We start from the raw sequence: 16652 nt of genomic DNA on the forward strand, positions 1-16652 counted from the left end.
CGAACGCGAGCGGCGTCCGGTGCGTGCGGTGGCAAGGCGGCCGAGGAACGGCGTGGCGGGTCACTCCGACCGAGGCGAACGCCGCCAACGCTCCACCGGGCGTCGCGTAGCCGCGCGGATTGTTCATCAGACTCCTAGGGCCCGACCAGCGCCCCCGCGTGCGGGGGCAGCGACAGCCGGCCGGCGTCCAGCGTGACGCCGGCGCCGGTCTCGAACAGCAGCGTCGCGGCGGCGGTCTCGACCGTCGCCGCGGCCTCGCCGAAGTTCACCACCACGGTGAGCTCGTCGCGGCGCATCGTGAACACCCGCGTCTGCTCGTCGGCCGTGCACCCGACGGCCGCGAACGATGGGTCGGTCAGCGACTCGTGCTCGCGGCGCAGCGCTGCCAGGCGTCGGTACACGTCCAGGATCCGGGCGTGCCGGCCGCCGGTGGCCTCGGACCAGTCCAGCTTGGAGCGATGGAAGGTCTCCGGGTCCTGCGGGTCCGGCACGACGGCCGGGTCCCAGCCCATCCGCTCGAACTCCGCGATCCGGCCCTCGGCGGTGGCGGTGCCGAGCTCGGGCTCCGGGTGGGAGGTGAAGAACTGGAACGGGGTGGAGGCCGCCCACTCCTCGCCCATGAACAGCATCGGCGTGAACGGGCCGCACAGCGTCAGCAGGGCGGCGCAGGCGAGCTGGTCGTCGTCGAGCACCTCGGTGATGCGGTCGCCGCGGGCGCGGTTGCCGATCTGGTCGTGGTTCTGGCTGCACACCACGAGCCGCCAGGCCGGCATCGAGCGCAGGTCGACGGGGAAGCCGTGGGTGCGGCCCCGGAACGACGACCAGGTGCCGTCGTGGAAGAACCCGCGCTCGCAGACCTTCGCGAGCGCCGAGAGCGGCGCGAAGTCGGCGTAGTAGCCCTCGGTCTCGCCGGTGAGCGCGACGTGCACGGCGTGGTGGAAGTCGTCGCTCCACTGGGCGTGGAGCCCGTAGCCGCCGGCCTCGCGCGGGCGCACCAGCCGGGTGTCGTTGAGGTCGGACTCGGCGATCAGCGTGAGCGGCCGGCGCTGGTGGGCGGACAGGGCGTCGACCATCACCGCCATCTCCTCCAGCAGATGCTGGTGGCCGGCGTCGTTGAGCGCGTGCACGGCGTCGAGCCGCAGCCCGTCGACGTGGTAGTCGGAGAGCCACATCCGCACGTTGTCGAGGATGTAGCGGCGCACCTCCTCCGACCCGGGGCCGTCGAGGTTGAGGAAGTCGCCCCAGGTGTTCGCACCACTCTTGAGGTACGGCGCGAACAGCGGCAGGTAGTTGCCCGACGGTCCGAGGTGGTTGTAGACGACGTCCTGGATCACGCCGAGCCCGGCCGCGTGGCAGCCGTCGACGAAGCGCTGGTAGCCCTCGGGCCCGCCGTACTGCTCGTGCACGGCGAACCAGCCGACGCCGTCGTAGCCCCAGTTGTGGGTGCCGTTGAACGCGTTGACCGGCATCAGCTCGACGAGGTCGACGCCGATCTCGCGCAGGTGCCCGAGCTTCTCCAGCGCCGCGTCGAACGTGCCCTCGGGGGTGAACGTGCCGACGTGGAGCTCGTAGATCACCGATCCGGCGAGCTGCCGACCGGTCCAGGTGAGGTCGTTCCAGACGTACGACGCGGGGTCGAACGTCCGGGACAGCTCGTGCACCCCGGCCGGCTGACGGCGCGAGCGCGGGTCCGGCCGTGGGGTGTCGTCGTCGCCGACCAGGTAGCCGTAGTCGACGTCGGCGCCCGTGGGCACCGGCTCCGCGGGCGCCCACCAGCCGTCGTCGCCCTTCGTCATCTCGAGGGTCTCGCCGGCGACCGAGAGCCGCAGCCGCTCGGGCAGCGGCGCCCAGACGTCGAAGGGTCCTCGGGTCACGGCTTCTCCTTCACGAGCAGGGCGACGGGCAGGGTGGCGAGCAGGTCGGCGAGCCGCGGCGAGGCCGGGGCGCCCGTGAGGGCGTCGTGCCACTCGCCGGGCGGCAGCGCCAGCTCGGTGTCGCCCCAGCCGCCCCGAGCAGCCAGCCCGGCCGGCAGCCTGGTTGCGACCGTGATCGCCCCGCCGCGGTCGAAGGCCAGCACGTGCTCGGCTGCATCGCCGGTTGCGGAGACGGCGACGTACGTCGTGAACAGCTCGGGCCGGTCGCGCCGCAGGGTGAGCGCGGTGCAGGTGACGTGCAGCTTGTCGACGGCGTCGTCGGTGTCCTCGCCGGCCAGGACCGCGGCGCGGTGGTCGAAGTCGACCGGGCGCCGGTTGTCCGGGTCGACGAGGCTGGTCTCCCACAGCTCGCTGCCCTGGTAGACGTCGGGGACGCCCGGCATGGTGATCGCCACGACCTTGGCGGCCAGCGCGTTGGCGCGTCCCGGCTCGTCGATCCTGGCGGCCAGATCGGCGAGCACGGCGCGCACGTCGTCGGAGGTGAACACCGCGTCGACGGCGCGGTGCACGGCCGACTCGTAGGCCTCATCCGGCGCGGTCCACGTGGTGTGGTCGCCGGCCTCGCGCATCGCCTTCTCGGCGTACCCGTGCAGCCGCTGGGGCAGGTCGGGGAGGTGTTCGGGCGTCCAGGCGCCGAGCACGGCCTGCCACAGCAGCGAACCGAAGCCGGGGTCGGGCACCGGCGCCAGCTCGAGCAGGCGATCGAGCGCGGCCTCCCAGAGGCCGGGCATCTCGGCGAGCACGGTGATCCGGGCCCGCACGTCCTCCCCGCGCTTGGTGTCGTGGGTCGACAGCGTGGTCATCGCGTGCGGCCAGTCGCGCTGGCGGGTGGCCATCGCCTCGTGGAAGCCGTCCGGGTCGATCGCGAAGACCGACGGGTCGCCGCCGACCTCGTTGAGCGAGGTGAGTCGCGACCATCGGTAGAACGCGCAGTCCTCCACACCCTTGGCCATCACCATGCCGCTGGTCTGCTGGAACCTCAGCGCGGGCGGGTTGGCGGGGTCGGCGAGCACGGGCTCGAGGGCGTCGAAGGTCGACGCGAGGTCGGGCCGCGTGCGGCGGGCGTGGGCGAACGCCTCCTCGAGGTGGTCGCGCCCCTCGGGCAGGTAGGAGCGATAGACGGGGAAGCAGGCGAGCAGCTCGGCCACGGCGTCGCGGAGGCTGACCGTCGAGGGTCTCGATACGCCGCCTCGTTCCTCGGCGGCTACTCGACCACCGAGATGGGCTTCCGCCTCGCGGACGATGCGGCGCACCTCCGACTGCAGGATGCCGTCGGCCACGGCCCGCTTGGTGCCGCGGATCATCTCGGTCCAGTCGATCCGGCCGCCGCGCAGCCGCGCCTCGAGTGCGTCGAGCGGCGCCTGGCCCGCGGGGTCGGTGAGGACCCGGTCGATGAAGGCGAGCGCGTCGTATCCCGTCGTCCCCTGGGTCGCCCACGTGATGGGCAGCGACTCACCGGGCTCGAGGATCTTCTCCACGAGCACGTAGGCACCGCCGGTGAGCTCGGCGAGGTCGTCGAGGTAGCCCTGCGGGTCGCGCAGGCCGTCAGGGTGGTCGACCCGCAGCCCGTCGACGAGTCCCTTGTCGAACCAGCGCTTGATCTCGGCGTGCGAGCGAGCGAACACCTCCGGGTCCTCGACCCGCACCCCGGCCAGGGTGTTGACCGCGAAGAACCGGCGGTAGTTGAGCCGGTCGTCGGCGTCGCGCCACGAGACGAGCCGGTAGTGCTGCTCCTCGTGGGTCGAGGTGCCGGGCGCGAGTGGGAAGCGATGGTCGTGGTAGCGCAGCTCGCCACCCTCGACGCGGATCGAGCTCTCGTCGCCGTCGCCGACCACCGGGATCAGCACCTTGCCGTCGCCGGCGTCCCAGTCGACGTCGAACGCGTCGGCGTACGCCGAGTCGCGACCGTGCCGCAGCAGGTCCCACCACCAGGCGTTCTCGGCCGGGGTCGCGACGCCGACGTGGTTGGGGACGATGTCGACCAGCACGCCCATGCCCAGACGTCGGGCCTCGGCCGACACCGCGGCGAGCCCCTCCGCGCCACCGCGGGAGGCGTCGATGTGGTCGAACGCGACGACGTCGTAGCCGTGGCTGCTGCCGGGCTCGGCCGCGAGGATCGGCGAGAGGTACACCCAGTCGACGCCCAGGGCGTGCAGGTACGGCAGCCGCCGCGCGGCCTCGAACAGGTCGAAGTCGGCGGTGATCTGCAGCCGGTAGGTGCTGACGGGGGTCCGCATCGGGTCGGGCACCGGCTCAGGCGCGGCGGGCCTGGGCGACCGACGCGGCCACCGAGTGGTCGGGCTCGGCCTCGGGCTCCTGGTGCTCGCGGAGCACGATCACGCTGCGCGAGGTCATGGAGTACGTCGAGCCCGCGGCGTACGCCGGCCGCTCGTCGGCCGAGCCCCCGGTGTCGACGACGACGTCCCAGGCGTCGGCGTACTCGTCGGGCGGCAGGGTCACCTCGGCCGGTCCGTCGGCGTTGAAGTACAGCAGGAAGTGGTCGTCCACGATCGGGTCGCCGCGGTCGTCGACGCCCGCGATGCCGTGGCCGTTGAGGTACATCCCCAACGCCTGCGCGCCATTGTCCCAGTCCTCGTCCTCCATCGGCCGGCCGTCGAGGTGCAGCCAGACGATGTCGTTGAGCCGGTCGCCGTCGCCCCCGTCGGGGACGCGGACGGTGCCGCCGGTGAAGAACCGCTTGCGGCGGAACGTCGGGTGCTCGCGGCGCAGCCGGGCCAGTGCGGCCGTGAACTCGACGAGCGGCCGGTCGGCCTCGTCCCAGTGCACCCAGCTGATCTCGGAGTCCTGGGCGTAGGTGTTGTTGTTGCCGTCCTGGGTGCGGCCCATCTCGTCGCCGTGCAGCAGCATCGGGACGCCCTGGCTCAGCAGCAGCGTCGCGATGAAGTTGCGCTGCTCGCGGGCGCGGAACGCGAGGATCTCGGGGTCGTCGGTCGGTCCCTCGACGCCGTGGTTCCACGAGCGGTTGTGGCTCTCGCCGTCGGCGTTGCCCTCGCCGTTGGCCTCGTTGTGCTTCTCGTTGTAGGAGACCAGGTCGCGCAGCGTGAAGCCGTCGTGGGCGGTGACGAAGTTGATGCTCGCCACGGGGCGGCGCCCGGAGTGCTCGTAGAGGTCGGCCGACCCGGCGAGTCGCGAGGCGAACTCGCCGAGCGAGGGTTCGCCGCGCCAGAAGTCGCGGACGGTGTCGCGGTACTTGCCGTTCCACTCGGTCCACTGCGGGGGGAAGCCGCCGACCTGGTAGCCGCCGGGGCCGATGTCCCAGGGCTCGGCGATCAGCTTGACCTGGCTGACGACCGGATCCTGCTGCACGAGCTCGAAGAACGTCGAGAGCCGGTCGACGTCGTAGAACTCGCGCGCCAGCGTCGAGGCGAGGTCGAAGCGGAAGCCGTCGACGTGCATCTCGGTGACCCAGTAGCGCAGGGAGTCCATGATCAGCTGCAGGGAGTGCGGATGCCGGACGTTGAGGCTGTTGCCGGTGCCGGTGTAGTCCATGTAGTAGCGCTGGTCGTCCTCGACGACGCGGTAGTACGCCGCGTTGTCGATGCCCTTGAAGCTCAGCGTCGGCCCGAGGTGGTTGCCCTCCGCGGTGTGGTTGTAGACCACGTCGAGGATCACCTCGATGCCCGCGGCGTGCAGCGCCTTGACCATCGACTTGAACTCCTGCACCTGCTGGCCCGGCTGACCGGTGGCGGCGTAGTCGGCGTGCGGCGCGAAGAACCCGAGGGTGTTGTAGCCCCAGTAGTTGCGCAGACCCTTCTCGAGCAGCGTGCTGTCCTGGACGAACTGGTGCACCGGCATCAGCTCGATCGCGGTGACGCCGAGCTTGGTCAGGTGCTCGACGATCGCCGGGTGCGCGAGGGCGGCGTACGTCCCGCGCATCTCCTCGGGGATGTCGGGGTGCAGCTGGGTCAGGCCCTTGACGTGGGCCTCGTAGATGATCGACTCGTTGTAGGGGTAGTCGAGACGCCGGTCGCCCTCCCAGTCGAAGAACGGGTTGATCACCACGCCGTGCGTCATGTGGGCCGCGGAGTCGTCGTCGTTGCGGGAGTCCGGGTCGCCGAAGGTGTAGGAGAACAGGCTCTGGTCCCAGTCGATCTCGCCGGCGGTCGCCTTGGCGTAGGGGTCGAGCAGCAGCTTGCTGGGGTTGCACCGCTGGCCGTTCTCGGGGTCCCAGGGCCCGTGCACGCGGTAGCCGTAACGCTGCCCGGGTTGCACGGCGGGCAGGTAGCAGTGCCAGACGTACGCGTCGACCTCGGTGAGCTCGACCCGGGTCTCGCGGAGCTCTCCCTCGTCGGTGTCGAACAGGCAGAGCTCGACGCGCTCGGCGACCTCGCTGAAGAGGGCGAAGTTGGTGCCGCTGCCGTCGAACGTCGCTCCGAGCGGGTAGGCGCGTCCCGGCCAGACCTCCATGCCACCCTCCACCTGCTCGTCAACCCGGTCGTCCACCTGGTCGGCGGTTGGAACGATCAAAGCACACCCCTGCGTCGGTCGAGTATTCCGAACCGGGGGTACCCAGCGACACCCCGGGCGAACCGCGCGGCGCACCGGGCCGGCCGGGAATGCCGCGGCGTACGCCGGGGTTGCGGATCGTCGTGGCAGCCCCCGACGTGACCCGTGCCAGTGTGGGCCTGCGCAGCGAGCGGGGACCGGTGCTGCTCGCGGTGATGCTGAGCATCGGGCTGGTCGCGATCGACTCCACGATCCTGGCCACCGCCGTCCCCGCGGTGGTGGCGGACCTCGGTGGCTTCACCCAGTTCCCCTGGTTGTTCTCGGTCTACCTGCTCGCCCAGGCCGTGTCCGTGCCGGTCTACGCCAAGCTCGCCGACCAGGTGGGCCGCAAGCCGGTGATGCTCGTCGGCGTGGCGTTGTTCCTGCTCGGCTCGCTGCTGTGCGGTCTGGCGTGGGGGATGGGCGCGCTGATCGCGTTCCGGGCCGTCCAGGGTCTGGGAGCCGGGGCCGTCCAGCCGGTCGGCATGACGATCGTCGGCGACATCTACTCGATCGCCGAGCGGGCCAAGGTGCAGGGCTACCTCGCCAGCGTCTGGGCGATCTCCGCGGTCGTCGGCCCCACCTTGGGCGGGGTCTTCGCCGACTACCTCTCGTGGCGGTGGATCTTCTTCGTCAACCTCCCGCTCGGTGTCGCCGCCGGGTGGATGCTCCTGCGCCACTTCTCCGAGGACGTCGCCCGGGAGCGGCACCGCATCGACGTCGCCGGCTCCGTGCTCCTCACCGCCGGCGGCCTCCTGCTCCTGCTGGCGCTGCTGGAGGGTGGCATCCGCTGGGCCTGGTCGTCGAGCATGAGCATCGGGCTGTTCGCGGTGGCCGGCGTCCTGCTGGCGACGTTCGTCCTCGTGGAGCGCCGCGCCGCGGAGCCCGTGCTGCCGCTGTGGGTGTTCCGCCACCGGGTGCTGATCTCCGCGATGCTCGCCTCGCTCGTGGTCGGCGTGCTGATCATGGGGCTCTCGACGTACGTCCCGCTCTATGCCCAGACCGTGCTCGGCCACGGGGCGGTGGTCGCGGGCTTCGCCCTCGCGGCGATGACGCTGGGCTGGCCGATCGCAGCCTCCAACGCGGGCCGGCTCTACCTCTCGATCGGGTTCCGCAGGACGATGCTCATCGGCAGTGCGATCAGCCTTGCAGGCACGAGCCTGCTCGTGACGATCGGCCCGGACAGCTCGATCCTCCACCTGGCGGCAGCGTGCTTCGTGATGGGCATCGGCTTCGGGCTGGTCGCGAGCCCGTCGGTGATCGCCGCCCAGTCCTCGGTCACCTGGGGGCACCGGGGGGTCGCGACCGGCACCACGATGTTCGCGCGGTCGGTCGGCAGCGCGGTCGGCGTCGCGGTGTTCGGCGCCATCGCCAACGGCGTGGTCGCCTCACGGATCGGTCGCGGGGTCCCCGACCTCGAGCACCTCACACCGGGGGTGCTGCACCCGGCGGTGCACGCGGTCTTCGTCGCGTCGGCGGTCGCCGCGGTCTCGCTGGTCGCCGTCTCGGCCGTGATGTCTCGGCGGGTGGTGGAGCCGGTTACCGACCAGTAGTCCGCGACGTAGGATGCCCGCCATGAAGCGGAGCATCTACGACGAGGACCACGAGGCGTTCCGCGCCTCGGTGCGCGAGTTCCTCGAGCGGTCGGTCATCCCCCAGGTCGAGCAGCACGCTGCCGACAAGGCGATCCCGCGCGAGTTCTGGCTCGAGGCGGGCAAGCAGGGCTTCCTCGGCCTCGAGATCCCCGAGCAGTACGGCGGGGCCGAGGCGGGCGACTACCGCTTCAACGCGGTGCTGCTCGAGGAGCTCAACAAGGTCAACGCCGCGCTCGGCTCGTGCGTGGGCATCCACGCCGACATCACCGCGCCGTACCTCGTCGAGCTCGGCACCGAGGAGCAGAAGCAGCGCTGGCTGCCGGGCGTGGCCGCGGGCGAGATCCTGCTCGCCATCGGGATGACCGAGCCGTCCGGCGGGTCCGACCTGGCCGCGCTCAAGACCACGGCCGTCAAGGACGGCGACGCGTGGGTGCTCAACGGGTCCAAGACGTTCATCACCAACGGCTACTCCGCCGACCTGGTGATCATCGCGGCGCGCACCTCGCCGGAGAAGAAGGCCCGCGGCATCACGCTGTTCGCCGTCGACGCGTCGGCGCCCGGCTTCAGCCGCGGCCGCAAGCTCGACAAGGTCGGCCAGGACGAGTCCGACACCGCCGAGCTCTTCCTCGAGAACGTCCGGGTCACCGACGCCGAGATCGTCGGCGAGCTCGACGGCGGGTTCATCCACATGATGCAGAAGCTGCCCCAGGAGCGCCTGGGCTGTGCGATCTCCAACGTCGCGCACGCCAAGCAGATCCTGGTCGAGACGCTGCAGTACACCAAGGACCGCAAGGCGTTCGGCCAGGGCATCGGCTCCTTCCAGCACAACAAGTTCCTGCTCGCCGAGCTGTTCACCCAGATCGAGGTCACCGAGGCCTACATCGACCGGTGTGTCGTCGCGCACGACGCGGGCGAGCTGACGGCGGTCGACGCCGCCAAGGCCAAGTGGTGGAGCTCGCAGGTGCAGAACGAGGTGCTCGACCACTGCGTGCAGCTGCACGGCGGCTACGGCTACATGAACGAGTACCGCGTCGCCCGCGCCTGGCGAGACGCCCGGGTCTCGAAGATCTGGGCCGGCTCCAACGAGATCATGAAGGAGCTGATCGGGCGCGACCTCGGCCTGTGAGGGTCGCCGCGATCGGCCGGTGAGCCCAGGCAATCCTTGCTTGCGAGGGTCTGGCTCGCCGCGTTGGATTGAGCCCATGACCGCGAGCGATGTCGCGCCCCGCCTGGGGCCGCACGAGGACGAGCCGCACCCTCGCGGGTTCAACAACCGCCTGAACTGGCTGCGTGCGGCGGTCCTCGGCGCCAACGACGGCATCGTCTCGACGGCCGGCATCGTGATCGGCGCGGCCGGCGCCACCAGCGACCACAACGCGATCATGATCGCCGGTGTCGCGGGCCTGGCGGCGGGCGCGATGAGCATGGGCGCGGGCGAGTACGTCTCGGTCAGCACCCAGCGCGACTCCGAGCTCGCGCTGCTGGAGAAGGAGCGGCGCGAGCTGCGCGAGGAGCCCGAGGAGGAGCTCGCCGAGCTCGCCGGCCTGTACGCCGCCAAGGGGCTCTCCGACGAGCTCGCGCTCGAGGTCGCGACGGTGCTGACCGCCCAGGACGCGCTGGCGGCGCACGCCGAGGTCGAGCTCGGCATCGACCCCGACGACATCTCGAGCCCCTGGCACGCCGCCTGGGCCTCGATGCTGTCGTTCACGATCGGTGCGCTGCTGCCACTGCTGAGCATGGTGCTGGTCGCCGACAGCGCCGGCGTGGCGGTCACCGTCGTGGTCGTGGTCGTGGCGCTCGCGCTCACCGGCTGGGTCAGCGCCCGGCTGGGCTACAGCAGTCCGCCGCGGGCGGTCGCCCGCAACGTCGCGGGCGGGTTGTTCGCGATGGCGGTCACCTACGCCATCGGCGCGGCCCTCGGCACCCAGATCGGCTGACCCACGTCGACGTAGGTTGACCGGATGCGGATGTTCGTGGCGCTCGTGCCTCCGGAGGAGGCGATCGAGCACCTCGAGGAGTTCCTCGAGCCGCGGCGCTCGGCCGCCGCGTTCCGGTGGGCGGGCACCGACCAGCTCCACGTGACGCTGGCGTTCCTGGCCGAGGTCGAGGAGCGCCGCCTCGACGACCTGATCGAGCGGCTGGCCCGCGCCGCGGCGCGACGTACGCCGTTCGACACCGCGGTCGCCGGCGGTGGCGCGTTCCCGAACGTCGGCCGGGCCCGGGTGCTCTGGGCCGGCCTCGACCTCGACGACCACGGCCGCACCGAGCTCGACCGGCTCGCCACCGGCTGCCGCGCCGCCGCGAACCGCGCGGGTGTGCCGGTCGACGGGCAGCGCTTCCGCCCGCACGTCACGCTCGCCCGGATCGCGCACCCCACCGAGGTGACCGGCTGGGTGCGGCTCCTCGGTGCGTACGCCGGACCCGCGTGGCGCGCCGACCGGATCGAGCTGGTGGCGTCGTACCTCGGCGAGGGCCCGCGGGGGCGGCCGCGCTACGAGACCGTCGCCGAGCTCCCCCTGGGCTAGCGCTGCGTCAGTGCTGCCGCTGGTCGGGCGCCGCGCCGAGGCGGCGCAGGGCGTCGAGCAGGGCGGCGTCGGGACGCTCGCCGCCGTCACGCAGCTGCCCGACCACGTCGTCCGGCAGCGGGTCGAGCCCGCGCACCTCCTCGTGCAGCCGCTCCATGGTGGTGTCGAGGGCGTAGGCGGTCTCGGCGGCCTCGTGCAGCCGCTCGAGCAGCTCGGCCGGCACCTCGCGGCGGTACTTGTAGTAGATCTTGTGCTCCAGGCTGGCCCAGAAGTCCATCGCGACGGTGCGGAACTGCGCCTCGACGAGCACCGGCACCGGGCCCTCGGAGAGGAACACCGGCACCTGGACGAGCGCGTGCAGGCTGCGGTAGCCGTTGGGCTTGGGGTGGGCGATGTAGTCGCGCACCTCGACCGTCGAGACGTCCCCCTGGTCCACGAGCATGTCGAAGACGCGGTAGACGTCGGAGACGAAGCTGCACACGACGCGCACGCCCGCGATGTCGGTGATCGCCGCCCGGATCTCGTCGAACGTGGGCTGCCGATCCACGGCGAGCCCCTTGCGCTGGAGCTTCTCCACGAGGCTCTCGGGGGACTTCAGCCGCGAGATCACCGACTCGATCGGGTTGTAGTCGTGCAGGTGGGCGAACTCGTCGCGCAGGATGTTGAGCTTGGTGACGATCTCGTCCATCCCGAACCGGTGCTCGAGCATGAACCGCCGGAAGTCCTCGCCGCCCTGGCCGGTGCCCGCCTCGGTCACCCGTCCAGCGTACGGACGTGGGTGTGGCGCCGACGACGGGGTCCGGCCGCGGGTGGCCGCAGTCACCCGGGACGTCTCCGCGTCCGCGTCGTTGACCGGGCATGAGTGACGACGACGAGCGCCTGGGCCGGCCCGACGGGCACCGCTACGACGCCCCGGAGTCCGACGAGACCCGGGTCAGCAAGGAGTGGACCTACGCCGTCCTCGGCCTGCTCGTGGTGGTGCTGCTGGTGCTGATCGCGACCGGGAAGGTGCCGATCTTCGTGGGGTGAGCTGCCCCAGCCTGAGCCTGCGAAGGCTGGGACTCAGCAACCGGTCGCCGTCCAGCTGTAACGCCGTGTTACCCCAACTCCTACCCGTGTTGCAGCGGGGTGGGAGGTCAGGGTAAACGGGCGTTACAGTGCGAGGGTCGGCGCTCAGCCGACGATGCCGTAGAGCCGGTCGCCGGCGTCGCCGAGGCCGGGGACGATGTAGCCCTTGTCGTTGAGCCGCTCGTCCATCGCGGCGGTGACGACGGTGACCGGCACGTCGAGACCCTCGAGCTCGCGCTCGAGACGCGCGCAGCCCTCGGGGGCGGCGAGCAGGCAGATCGCGGTGATGTGGTCGGCGCCGCGGTCGGTGAGGAACCGGATCGCCGCGGCGAGCGTGCCGCCGGTGGCCAGCATCGGGTCCAGGACGTAGCACTGGCGCCCGGACAGGTCGTCGGGGAGGCGCTCGGCGTACGTCGAGGCCTCGAGCGTGTCCTCGTTGCGGACCATCCCCAGGAAGCCCACCTCGGCGGTCGGCAGCAGCCGCATCATCCCGTCGAGCATCCCGAGGCCGGCCCGCAGGATCGGCACCACCAGCGGGCGGGGCTTCGCGAGCTGGACGCCGGTGGTCGGCGCGACCGGCGTGACGACGTCGATGGGCGCGACCCGCACGTCGCGGGTGGCCTCGTAGGCGAGCAGGGTGACCAGCTCGTCGGCCAGCCGGCGGAACGTCGGCGAGTCGGTCTCCTCGTTGCGCAGGTGGGTGAGCTTGTGGGCGACGAGCGGGTGGTCGACGACGTGCGTGCGCATGTCCCAGACCCTAGTGGGTTCAACGGCAAAGGGCTTGGCCGCGTCCTCCCGGTCTGCCAGTCTGGAGGGCGGGACCGACACGGGACGGAGGTTGGAGATGGTCGAGCAGCTCGACGGGATCGACTTCGCCCTCGCCGCCTACCGCGAGGACGGTGCGTGGACCGTCCAGGAGCTGGCCCACGACGTGATCGAGGAGATCGACACGTTCGCCGCCGCGCTGCGGCGGTTCCCGGGTGACGGCGGCGCCGTGGGCATGGTGGCCGCCGACGAGGACTACTTCGTCCTGGTGCGGGTCGCGGGTCCGTCCACGCGGGTGCTGCTCTCCGACATCACCGCCGCCGACGAGTGGGAGCTCGCGGCCTCGGCCGTGGCGTTCCTCGGCCTCCCGATGCCCGAGGACGAGGACGACCAGCTGCCCGCGGGCGACCTCGACCTGCTCGGTGACCTCGGCATGCACGCGATGGACATGGGCGTGCTGCTCGACGACGTCGACCTCTACCCCGACGAGATGCTCTCCGACGTCGCGCGCCGGCTCGGCTTCGGGGAGCAGTTCGACGACGCGGTCGGCCTCACCTCCGCGTGACCACCGGCCGGTGGGAGGGCGCGATGCGCGCCGCTCTCGACGAGGCGCGCGCCGCGCTGACGACCGGCGACGTGCCGATCGGCGCGGTCGTGCTCGGCCCGGACGGTACGCCGGTCGCGCGCGGCCGCAACGTCCGCGAGGCCGCCGGCGACCCGACCGGGCACGCCGAGGTGGTCGCCCTCCGCGACGCCGCCCGGGCCCGGGGCGAGTGGCGCCTGGACGGCCACACGCTGGTCGTCACGCTCGAGCCGTGCACGATGTGCGCCGGTGCGGCGGTCCTGAGCCGGGTCGAACGGGTCGTCTTCGGCGCCTGGGACCCCAAGGCCGGCGCCGTCGGCAGCCTCTGGGACGTGGTCCGCGACCGGCGGCTCAACCACCGGCCCGAGGTGGTCGGCGGGGTGCTCGCCGAGGAGTCCGCGGTGCTCCTGGAGGAGTTCTTCGCCGCTCAGCGATAGCGGTCAGGATCTGGCCTCTACGGCTCGTACCGTCGTCGCATGGACTACAAGATCGAGCTCATCCCCCTGGCGGTCACCGACGTCGATCGGGCCCGCGGCTTCTACGGCGACGCGCTGGGCTGGAGCGTCGACCATGACCAGACGGTCTCGTCCGACCTGCGGTTCGTGCAGGTGACGCCCCCGGGCTCGGCCTGCTCCATCTGCTTCGGCATCGGGCTCGACATGATGCCGCGGGGCTCCTCGCAGTTCATCCAGGTCGTGGTCGCCGACGCCGACGCCGCTTTGGCGGAGCTGCGGGAGCGGGGCGTGGAGTGCGAGGGCGTCGACGAGCAGCCGTGGGGCCGGTTCGTGTACTTCCAGGACCCCGACGGCAACCGGTGGGCGCTGCAGCAGATCATCCGACCGGCCTGACGTCACGTTCCGGCCCGGACCCGGCGACATCGCCCCTCGTTCGTCCTACAGTCGATGGGACCGGACCTCGGGAGGAACGATGCGGCGGACGCGTGGACTGGGCACCTTGCTGGTCGCGTTGGCGGTCGCCGTGGCGGCGTCGGTCCCGGCCGGCGCGGCGCCCGCCGAGCCCGACCCGGCGCCGGTGGCCGCGGACGACGTCCTCGTGATCACGCCGATGATCCGCTACCGGGTCGACGTGCTGGCCAACGACGGCGGTGGCGACCCCGCGGGCGCGGACCTGCAGGTGTGCCGGTTCGACCCGGTGGGTGACGGCCTCGACGCGAGCATCACGTGGTACGACACCGAGCCCTCGGACCCGATCCTCTTCCCCGACTCGACGTACCTGGACATCCGGACCACCGCGCCGCTCCCGGTCGGCGAGCGCACGATCGCGTACGCCGCGTGCGACCGGCACCACACCGCGTGGGCGACGCTGACCCTGTCGGTGCGCCGCGTCGGGGCGGAGCGCGTCCCGGGCGCACCCACGTCGGCGCTGTTCACGAACCCGCTGGACGGCTCGATCGTGATCACCTGGCACGGCGCCGACGGCGACTCCGACCGGCTGTCCATCCCGGCGGGCGAGACCCGGCAGGTGGAGGTCGGCGCGGACGCGGTCGACTGGACGGCCGGTGCCTGGATCGGGAATCGGGACAACCCGACCCTCGACTCCGGGACCATCCCGGCCGTGGGTGCCGCGGGTGCCGCGCCGTCCGACCCGTCCGCGCAGTCCGCCGAGTCAGGCGCCGACCTGCCCGGCTCCGAGGCGGTCGACACGACGCCCCCCGCAGTCGGGCCCGACCACCTCACGCTCGAGTACAACGGCCGTGCCCGGGTCGACGTGCTCGCCAACGACAGTGACGACCACCCCGAGGACCTGCAGATCTGCCGCGTCGACCCGCCGCCGATGAGGCTCGGGCCGGCCGTCCCGCCGCTCCCGACGTGGGTCGGTGACGCGAGCGACCGGCGGCAGGTCATCGACGTCGCCACGAGGCAGACCCCCGGCGGGACCTACGACGTGCGCTACTACGCCTGCGACCGCGAGCAGCTCACGCCCGGGATCCTGACGGTGACCGTCCGGGACTTCCCGCGCCCGCTCGTCGACCGGGTCGACGGCCGGCCCGGCCTCGTGCGGGTGCGCAACCGCGGCTACCGCACGATCAACGTGCGTTACGTCCGGGGCGGAGCAGTGGACCTCGACTGGCGGCACCTCAGGGTGCGGCCGCACCGCACCGGCACCATCCGCGTGCCCTACAACGTGCTGGTCTACCACGTCCACACCAAGATCGGACTCCTGACCGTCGGCACGGTCCGCCACGTCCAGGGGCGATGAACCGGCCCACTCAGACGTCGACGGACTCCGCGCCGCCGGCGCCGGCGTGCTCGGTGCCCGGTTCGCCCTCCTCCGCGGTCTCCGGGGGGCCCTCGGTGCGGGTCTCGGCCTCGTCGGTGGCGGCCATGATCGCGGCGATCTCCCGCCGGTCACGGGCCGACGGGAAGCCCCAGCCGGGCTCGTAGCCGTAGACCTCGTCGAGGAGCCGGCCGTCGGCGAGGTTGTCGAGGATCTCCACGTCGTGCGGCCCGATCAGGCCGGGGTGCTCCACCCCGCAGGTCTCGGAGACCTTGAGCAGGTCGCGGCGCAGCGTCCGGACGTAGTTCGCGACCCGGGGCGCCTTGTCGTGGGGGTCCAGGCCGTGGGCCAGCCAGGGGTGCTGGGTGGCCACGCCGGTCGGGCACTCGCCGGTGTGGCACTTCTGGGCCTGCACGCAGCCCACCGCGAGCATCGCCTCGCGGGCCACGTTGACCAGGTCGGCACCGAGCGCGAACGCGACGACCGCGTTGTCGGGCAGCCCGAGCTTGCCCGAGCCGATGAACGTCACGTCCTCGTGGAGGCCGCGGCGCGCGAACTCGGCGTACACGCGTGCGAAGCCGAGCCGGAACGGCAACGACACCGCGTCGGTGAAGATCAGCGGAGAGGCACCGGTGCCGCCCTCGCCGCCGTCGATCGTCACGAAGTCGACGCCGCGCTCGCCCTTGGCCATCTCGTCGGTCAGGTCCCGCCAGAAGCCGAGGTCGCCGACCGCCGACTTGATCCCGACCGGCAGGCCGGTCTCGTCGGCTAGCAGCTCGACGAAGTCCAGCAGCGAGTCGACGTCGTCGAACTCCGAGTGCCGCGACGGGCTCAGGCAGTCGACACCGGCCGGGACGCCGCGGGTCTCGGCGATCTCCGCGGAGACCTTGGCGCCCGGGAGCACGCCACCGAGGCCGGGCTTGGCGCCCTGGCTGAGCTTGATCTCCAGTGCCCGGATCGGCGCCGACGCCACGAGCTCGCGCAGCCGCGGCAGGCTGAACCGGCCCTGCTCGTCGCGGCAGCCGAAGTACGCCGTACCGATCTGGAACACCAGGTCCGCGCCCTGGCGATGGTACGGCGAGACCGCACCCTCCCCGGTGTTGTGCAGGCAGCCGGCCTCGGCCGCTCCCCGGTTGATCGCCTCGACCGCGTTGCCCGACAGCGACCCGAAGCTCATGCCGGACACGTTGACCACCGACGCGGGGCGGAACGCCAGCCGCCGCCCGCGCGGTCCGCCGAGGACCTTCGCCGACGGCAACCGCGCCTCCTGGCCGACCGCGCCGTGCGTCGGGTAGGACCGCCCGAACGTCCGGTGGTGGACGATCACGTTGCCGGAGCTGTGCTCGAGGTCGTTGTCGGTGCCGAACCCGAAGTAGTTGTTCTGCAGCTTGGCCGAGGAGTACACCCAGCGGCGCTGGTCGCGGCTGAACGGCCGCTC

At 72.0% G+C, this 16652-nt stretch carries 15 protein-coding genes; 9 read left to right on the plus strand and 6 right to left on the minus strand.

From position 1 onward, the window contains the following. Positions 1 to 134: 134 nt before the first annotated feature. From treZ to glgX, 3 genes are read right to left on the minus strand one after another with little or no spacing between them, the layout of a single operon-like run. Positions 135 to 1874 carry a malto-oligosyltrehalose trehalohydrolase gene (gene treZ / locus VGD85_RS11560; RefSeq protein WP_331063591.1) on the minus strand — a complete coding sequence of 580 codons (1740 nt, stop codon included), beginning with the start codon at positions 1872 to 1874 and terminating at the stop codon, positions 135 to 137. Further along, on the minus strand, positions 1871 to 4183 hold the full coding sequence (gene treY, locus VGD85_RS11565; RefSeq protein ID WP_331063592.1) for a malto-oligosyltrehalose synthase: 2313 nt from the start codon (positions 4181 to 4183) through the stop codon (positions 1871 to 1873). Before treY ends, treZ begins: the two co-directional genes overlap by 4 nt. Positions 4184 to 4187: 4 nt before the next feature. Continuing rightward, positions 4188 to 6362: a glycogen debranching protein GlgX gene (gene glgX / locus VGD85_RS11570; RefSeq protein ID WP_331063593.1), complete on the minus strand. Its 2175-nt coding sequence runs from the start codon at positions 6360 to 6362 to the stop codon at positions 4188 to 4190. A gap of 182 nt (positions 6363 to 6544) precedes the next feature. Here glgX and VGD85_RS11575 point away from each other — a divergent pair, with 182 nt between their 5' ends. The 4 genes from VGD85_RS11575 to thpR all read left to right on the plus strand — a co-directional run bounded on the left by VGD85_RS11575 (position 6545) and on the right by thpR (position 10560). Further along, a complete protein-coding gene (locus VGD85_RS11575; RefSeq protein ID WP_331063594.1) occupies positions 6545 to 7993 on the plus strand; it encodes an MDR family MFS transporter in 1449 nt (482 codons plus the stop codon). Between the two features lie 22 nt (positions 7994 to 8015). Then, entirely contained in the window at positions 8016 to 9161 is a 1146-nt protein-coding gene (locus VGD85_RS11580) for an acyl-CoA dehydrogenase family protein (protein ID WP_331063595.1), read from the plus strand. Between the two features lie 76 nt (positions 9162 to 9237). Next, on the plus strand, positions 9238 to 9972 hold the full coding sequence (locus VGD85_RS11585) for a VIT family protein (RefSeq protein WP_331063596.1): 735 nt from the start codon (positions 9238 to 9240) through the stop codon (positions 9970 to 9972). Between the two features lie 24 nt (positions 9973 to 9996). After that, positions 9997 to 10560: an RNA 2',3'-cyclic phosphodiesterase gene (gene thpR, locus VGD85_RS11590; protein WP_331063597.1), complete on the plus strand. Its 564-nt coding sequence runs from the start codon at positions 9997 to 9999 to the stop codon at positions 10558 to 10560. A gap of 7 nt (positions 10561 to 10567) precedes the next feature. Here the strand turns inward: thpR and VGD85_RS11595 are convergent, their stop codons facing one another. After that, positions 10568 to 11317 (minus strand): GTP pyrophosphokinase family protein, encoded by a 750-nt coding sequence (locus VGD85_RS11595; protein WP_331063598.1) that lies wholly within the window; start codon positions 11315 to 11317, stop codon positions 10568 to 10570. Positions 11318 to 11418: 101 nt separating this feature from the next. Between VGD85_RS11595 and VGD85_RS11600 the strand changes: the two genes are divergently transcribed. Further along, positions 11419 to 11589 (plus strand): hypothetical protein, encoded by a 171-nt coding sequence (locus VGD85_RS11600; RefSeq protein WP_331063599.1) that lies wholly within the window; start codon positions 11419 to 11421, stop codon positions 11587 to 11589. A 144-nt stretch (positions 11590 to 11733) separates the two neighbouring features. Here the strand turns inward: VGD85_RS11600 and upp are convergent, their stop codons facing one another. Further along, positions 11734 to 12375 carry a uracil phosphoribosyltransferase gene (upp, locus tag VGD85_RS11605; protein WP_331063600.1) on the minus strand — a complete coding sequence of 214 codons (642 nt, stop codon included), beginning with the start codon at positions 12373 to 12375 and terminating at the stop codon, positions 11734 to 11736. A 97-nt stretch (positions 12376 to 12472) separates the two neighbouring features. Here upp and VGD85_RS11610 point away from each other — a divergent pair, with 97 nt between their 5' ends. From VGD85_RS11610 to VGD85_RS11625, 4 genes are all read left to right on the plus strand, one after another. Continuing rightward, positions 12473 to 12958 carry a tRNA adenosine deaminase-associated protein gene (locus VGD85_RS11610; protein WP_331063601.1) on the plus strand — a complete coding sequence of 162 codons (486 nt, stop codon included), beginning with the start codon at positions 12473 to 12475 and terminating at the stop codon, positions 12956 to 12958. Between the two features lie 23 nt (positions 12959 to 12981). After that, the gene (locus VGD85_RS11615; RefSeq protein ID WP_331063602.1) at positions 12982 to 13413 is read left to right on the plus strand and encodes a nucleoside deaminase; all 432 of its coding nucleotides are present in this window, start codon (positions 12982 to 12984) and stop codon (positions 13411 to 13413) included. A gap of 39 nt (positions 13414 to 13452) precedes the next feature. Further along, complete coding sequence (locus tag VGD85_RS11620) at positions 13453 to 13824, plus strand: glyoxalase superfamily protein (protein ID WP_331063603.1); 372 nt, start codon at positions 13453 to 13455, stop codon at positions 13822 to 13824. A gap of 79 nt (positions 13825 to 13903) precedes the next feature. Next, complete coding sequence (locus tag VGD85_RS11625; protein ID WP_331063604.1) at positions 13904 to 15196, plus strand: hypothetical protein; 1293 nt, start codon at positions 13904 to 13906, stop codon at positions 15194 to 15196. A gap of 10 nt (positions 15197 to 15206) precedes the next feature. Here the strand turns inward: VGD85_RS11625 and VGD85_RS11630 are convergent. Beyond that, on the minus strand, positions 15207 to 16652 hold a 1446-nt coding region (locus VGD85_RS11630), incomplete at its 5' end, for an FMN-binding glutamate synthase family protein (protein WP_331063605.1).

It is taken from the genome of Nocardioides sp., assembly GCF_036401255.1.
In the GTDB taxonomy this organism is placed as follows: domain Bacteria; phylum Actinomycetota; class Actinomycetes; order Propionibacteriales; family Nocardioidaceae; genus Nocardioides.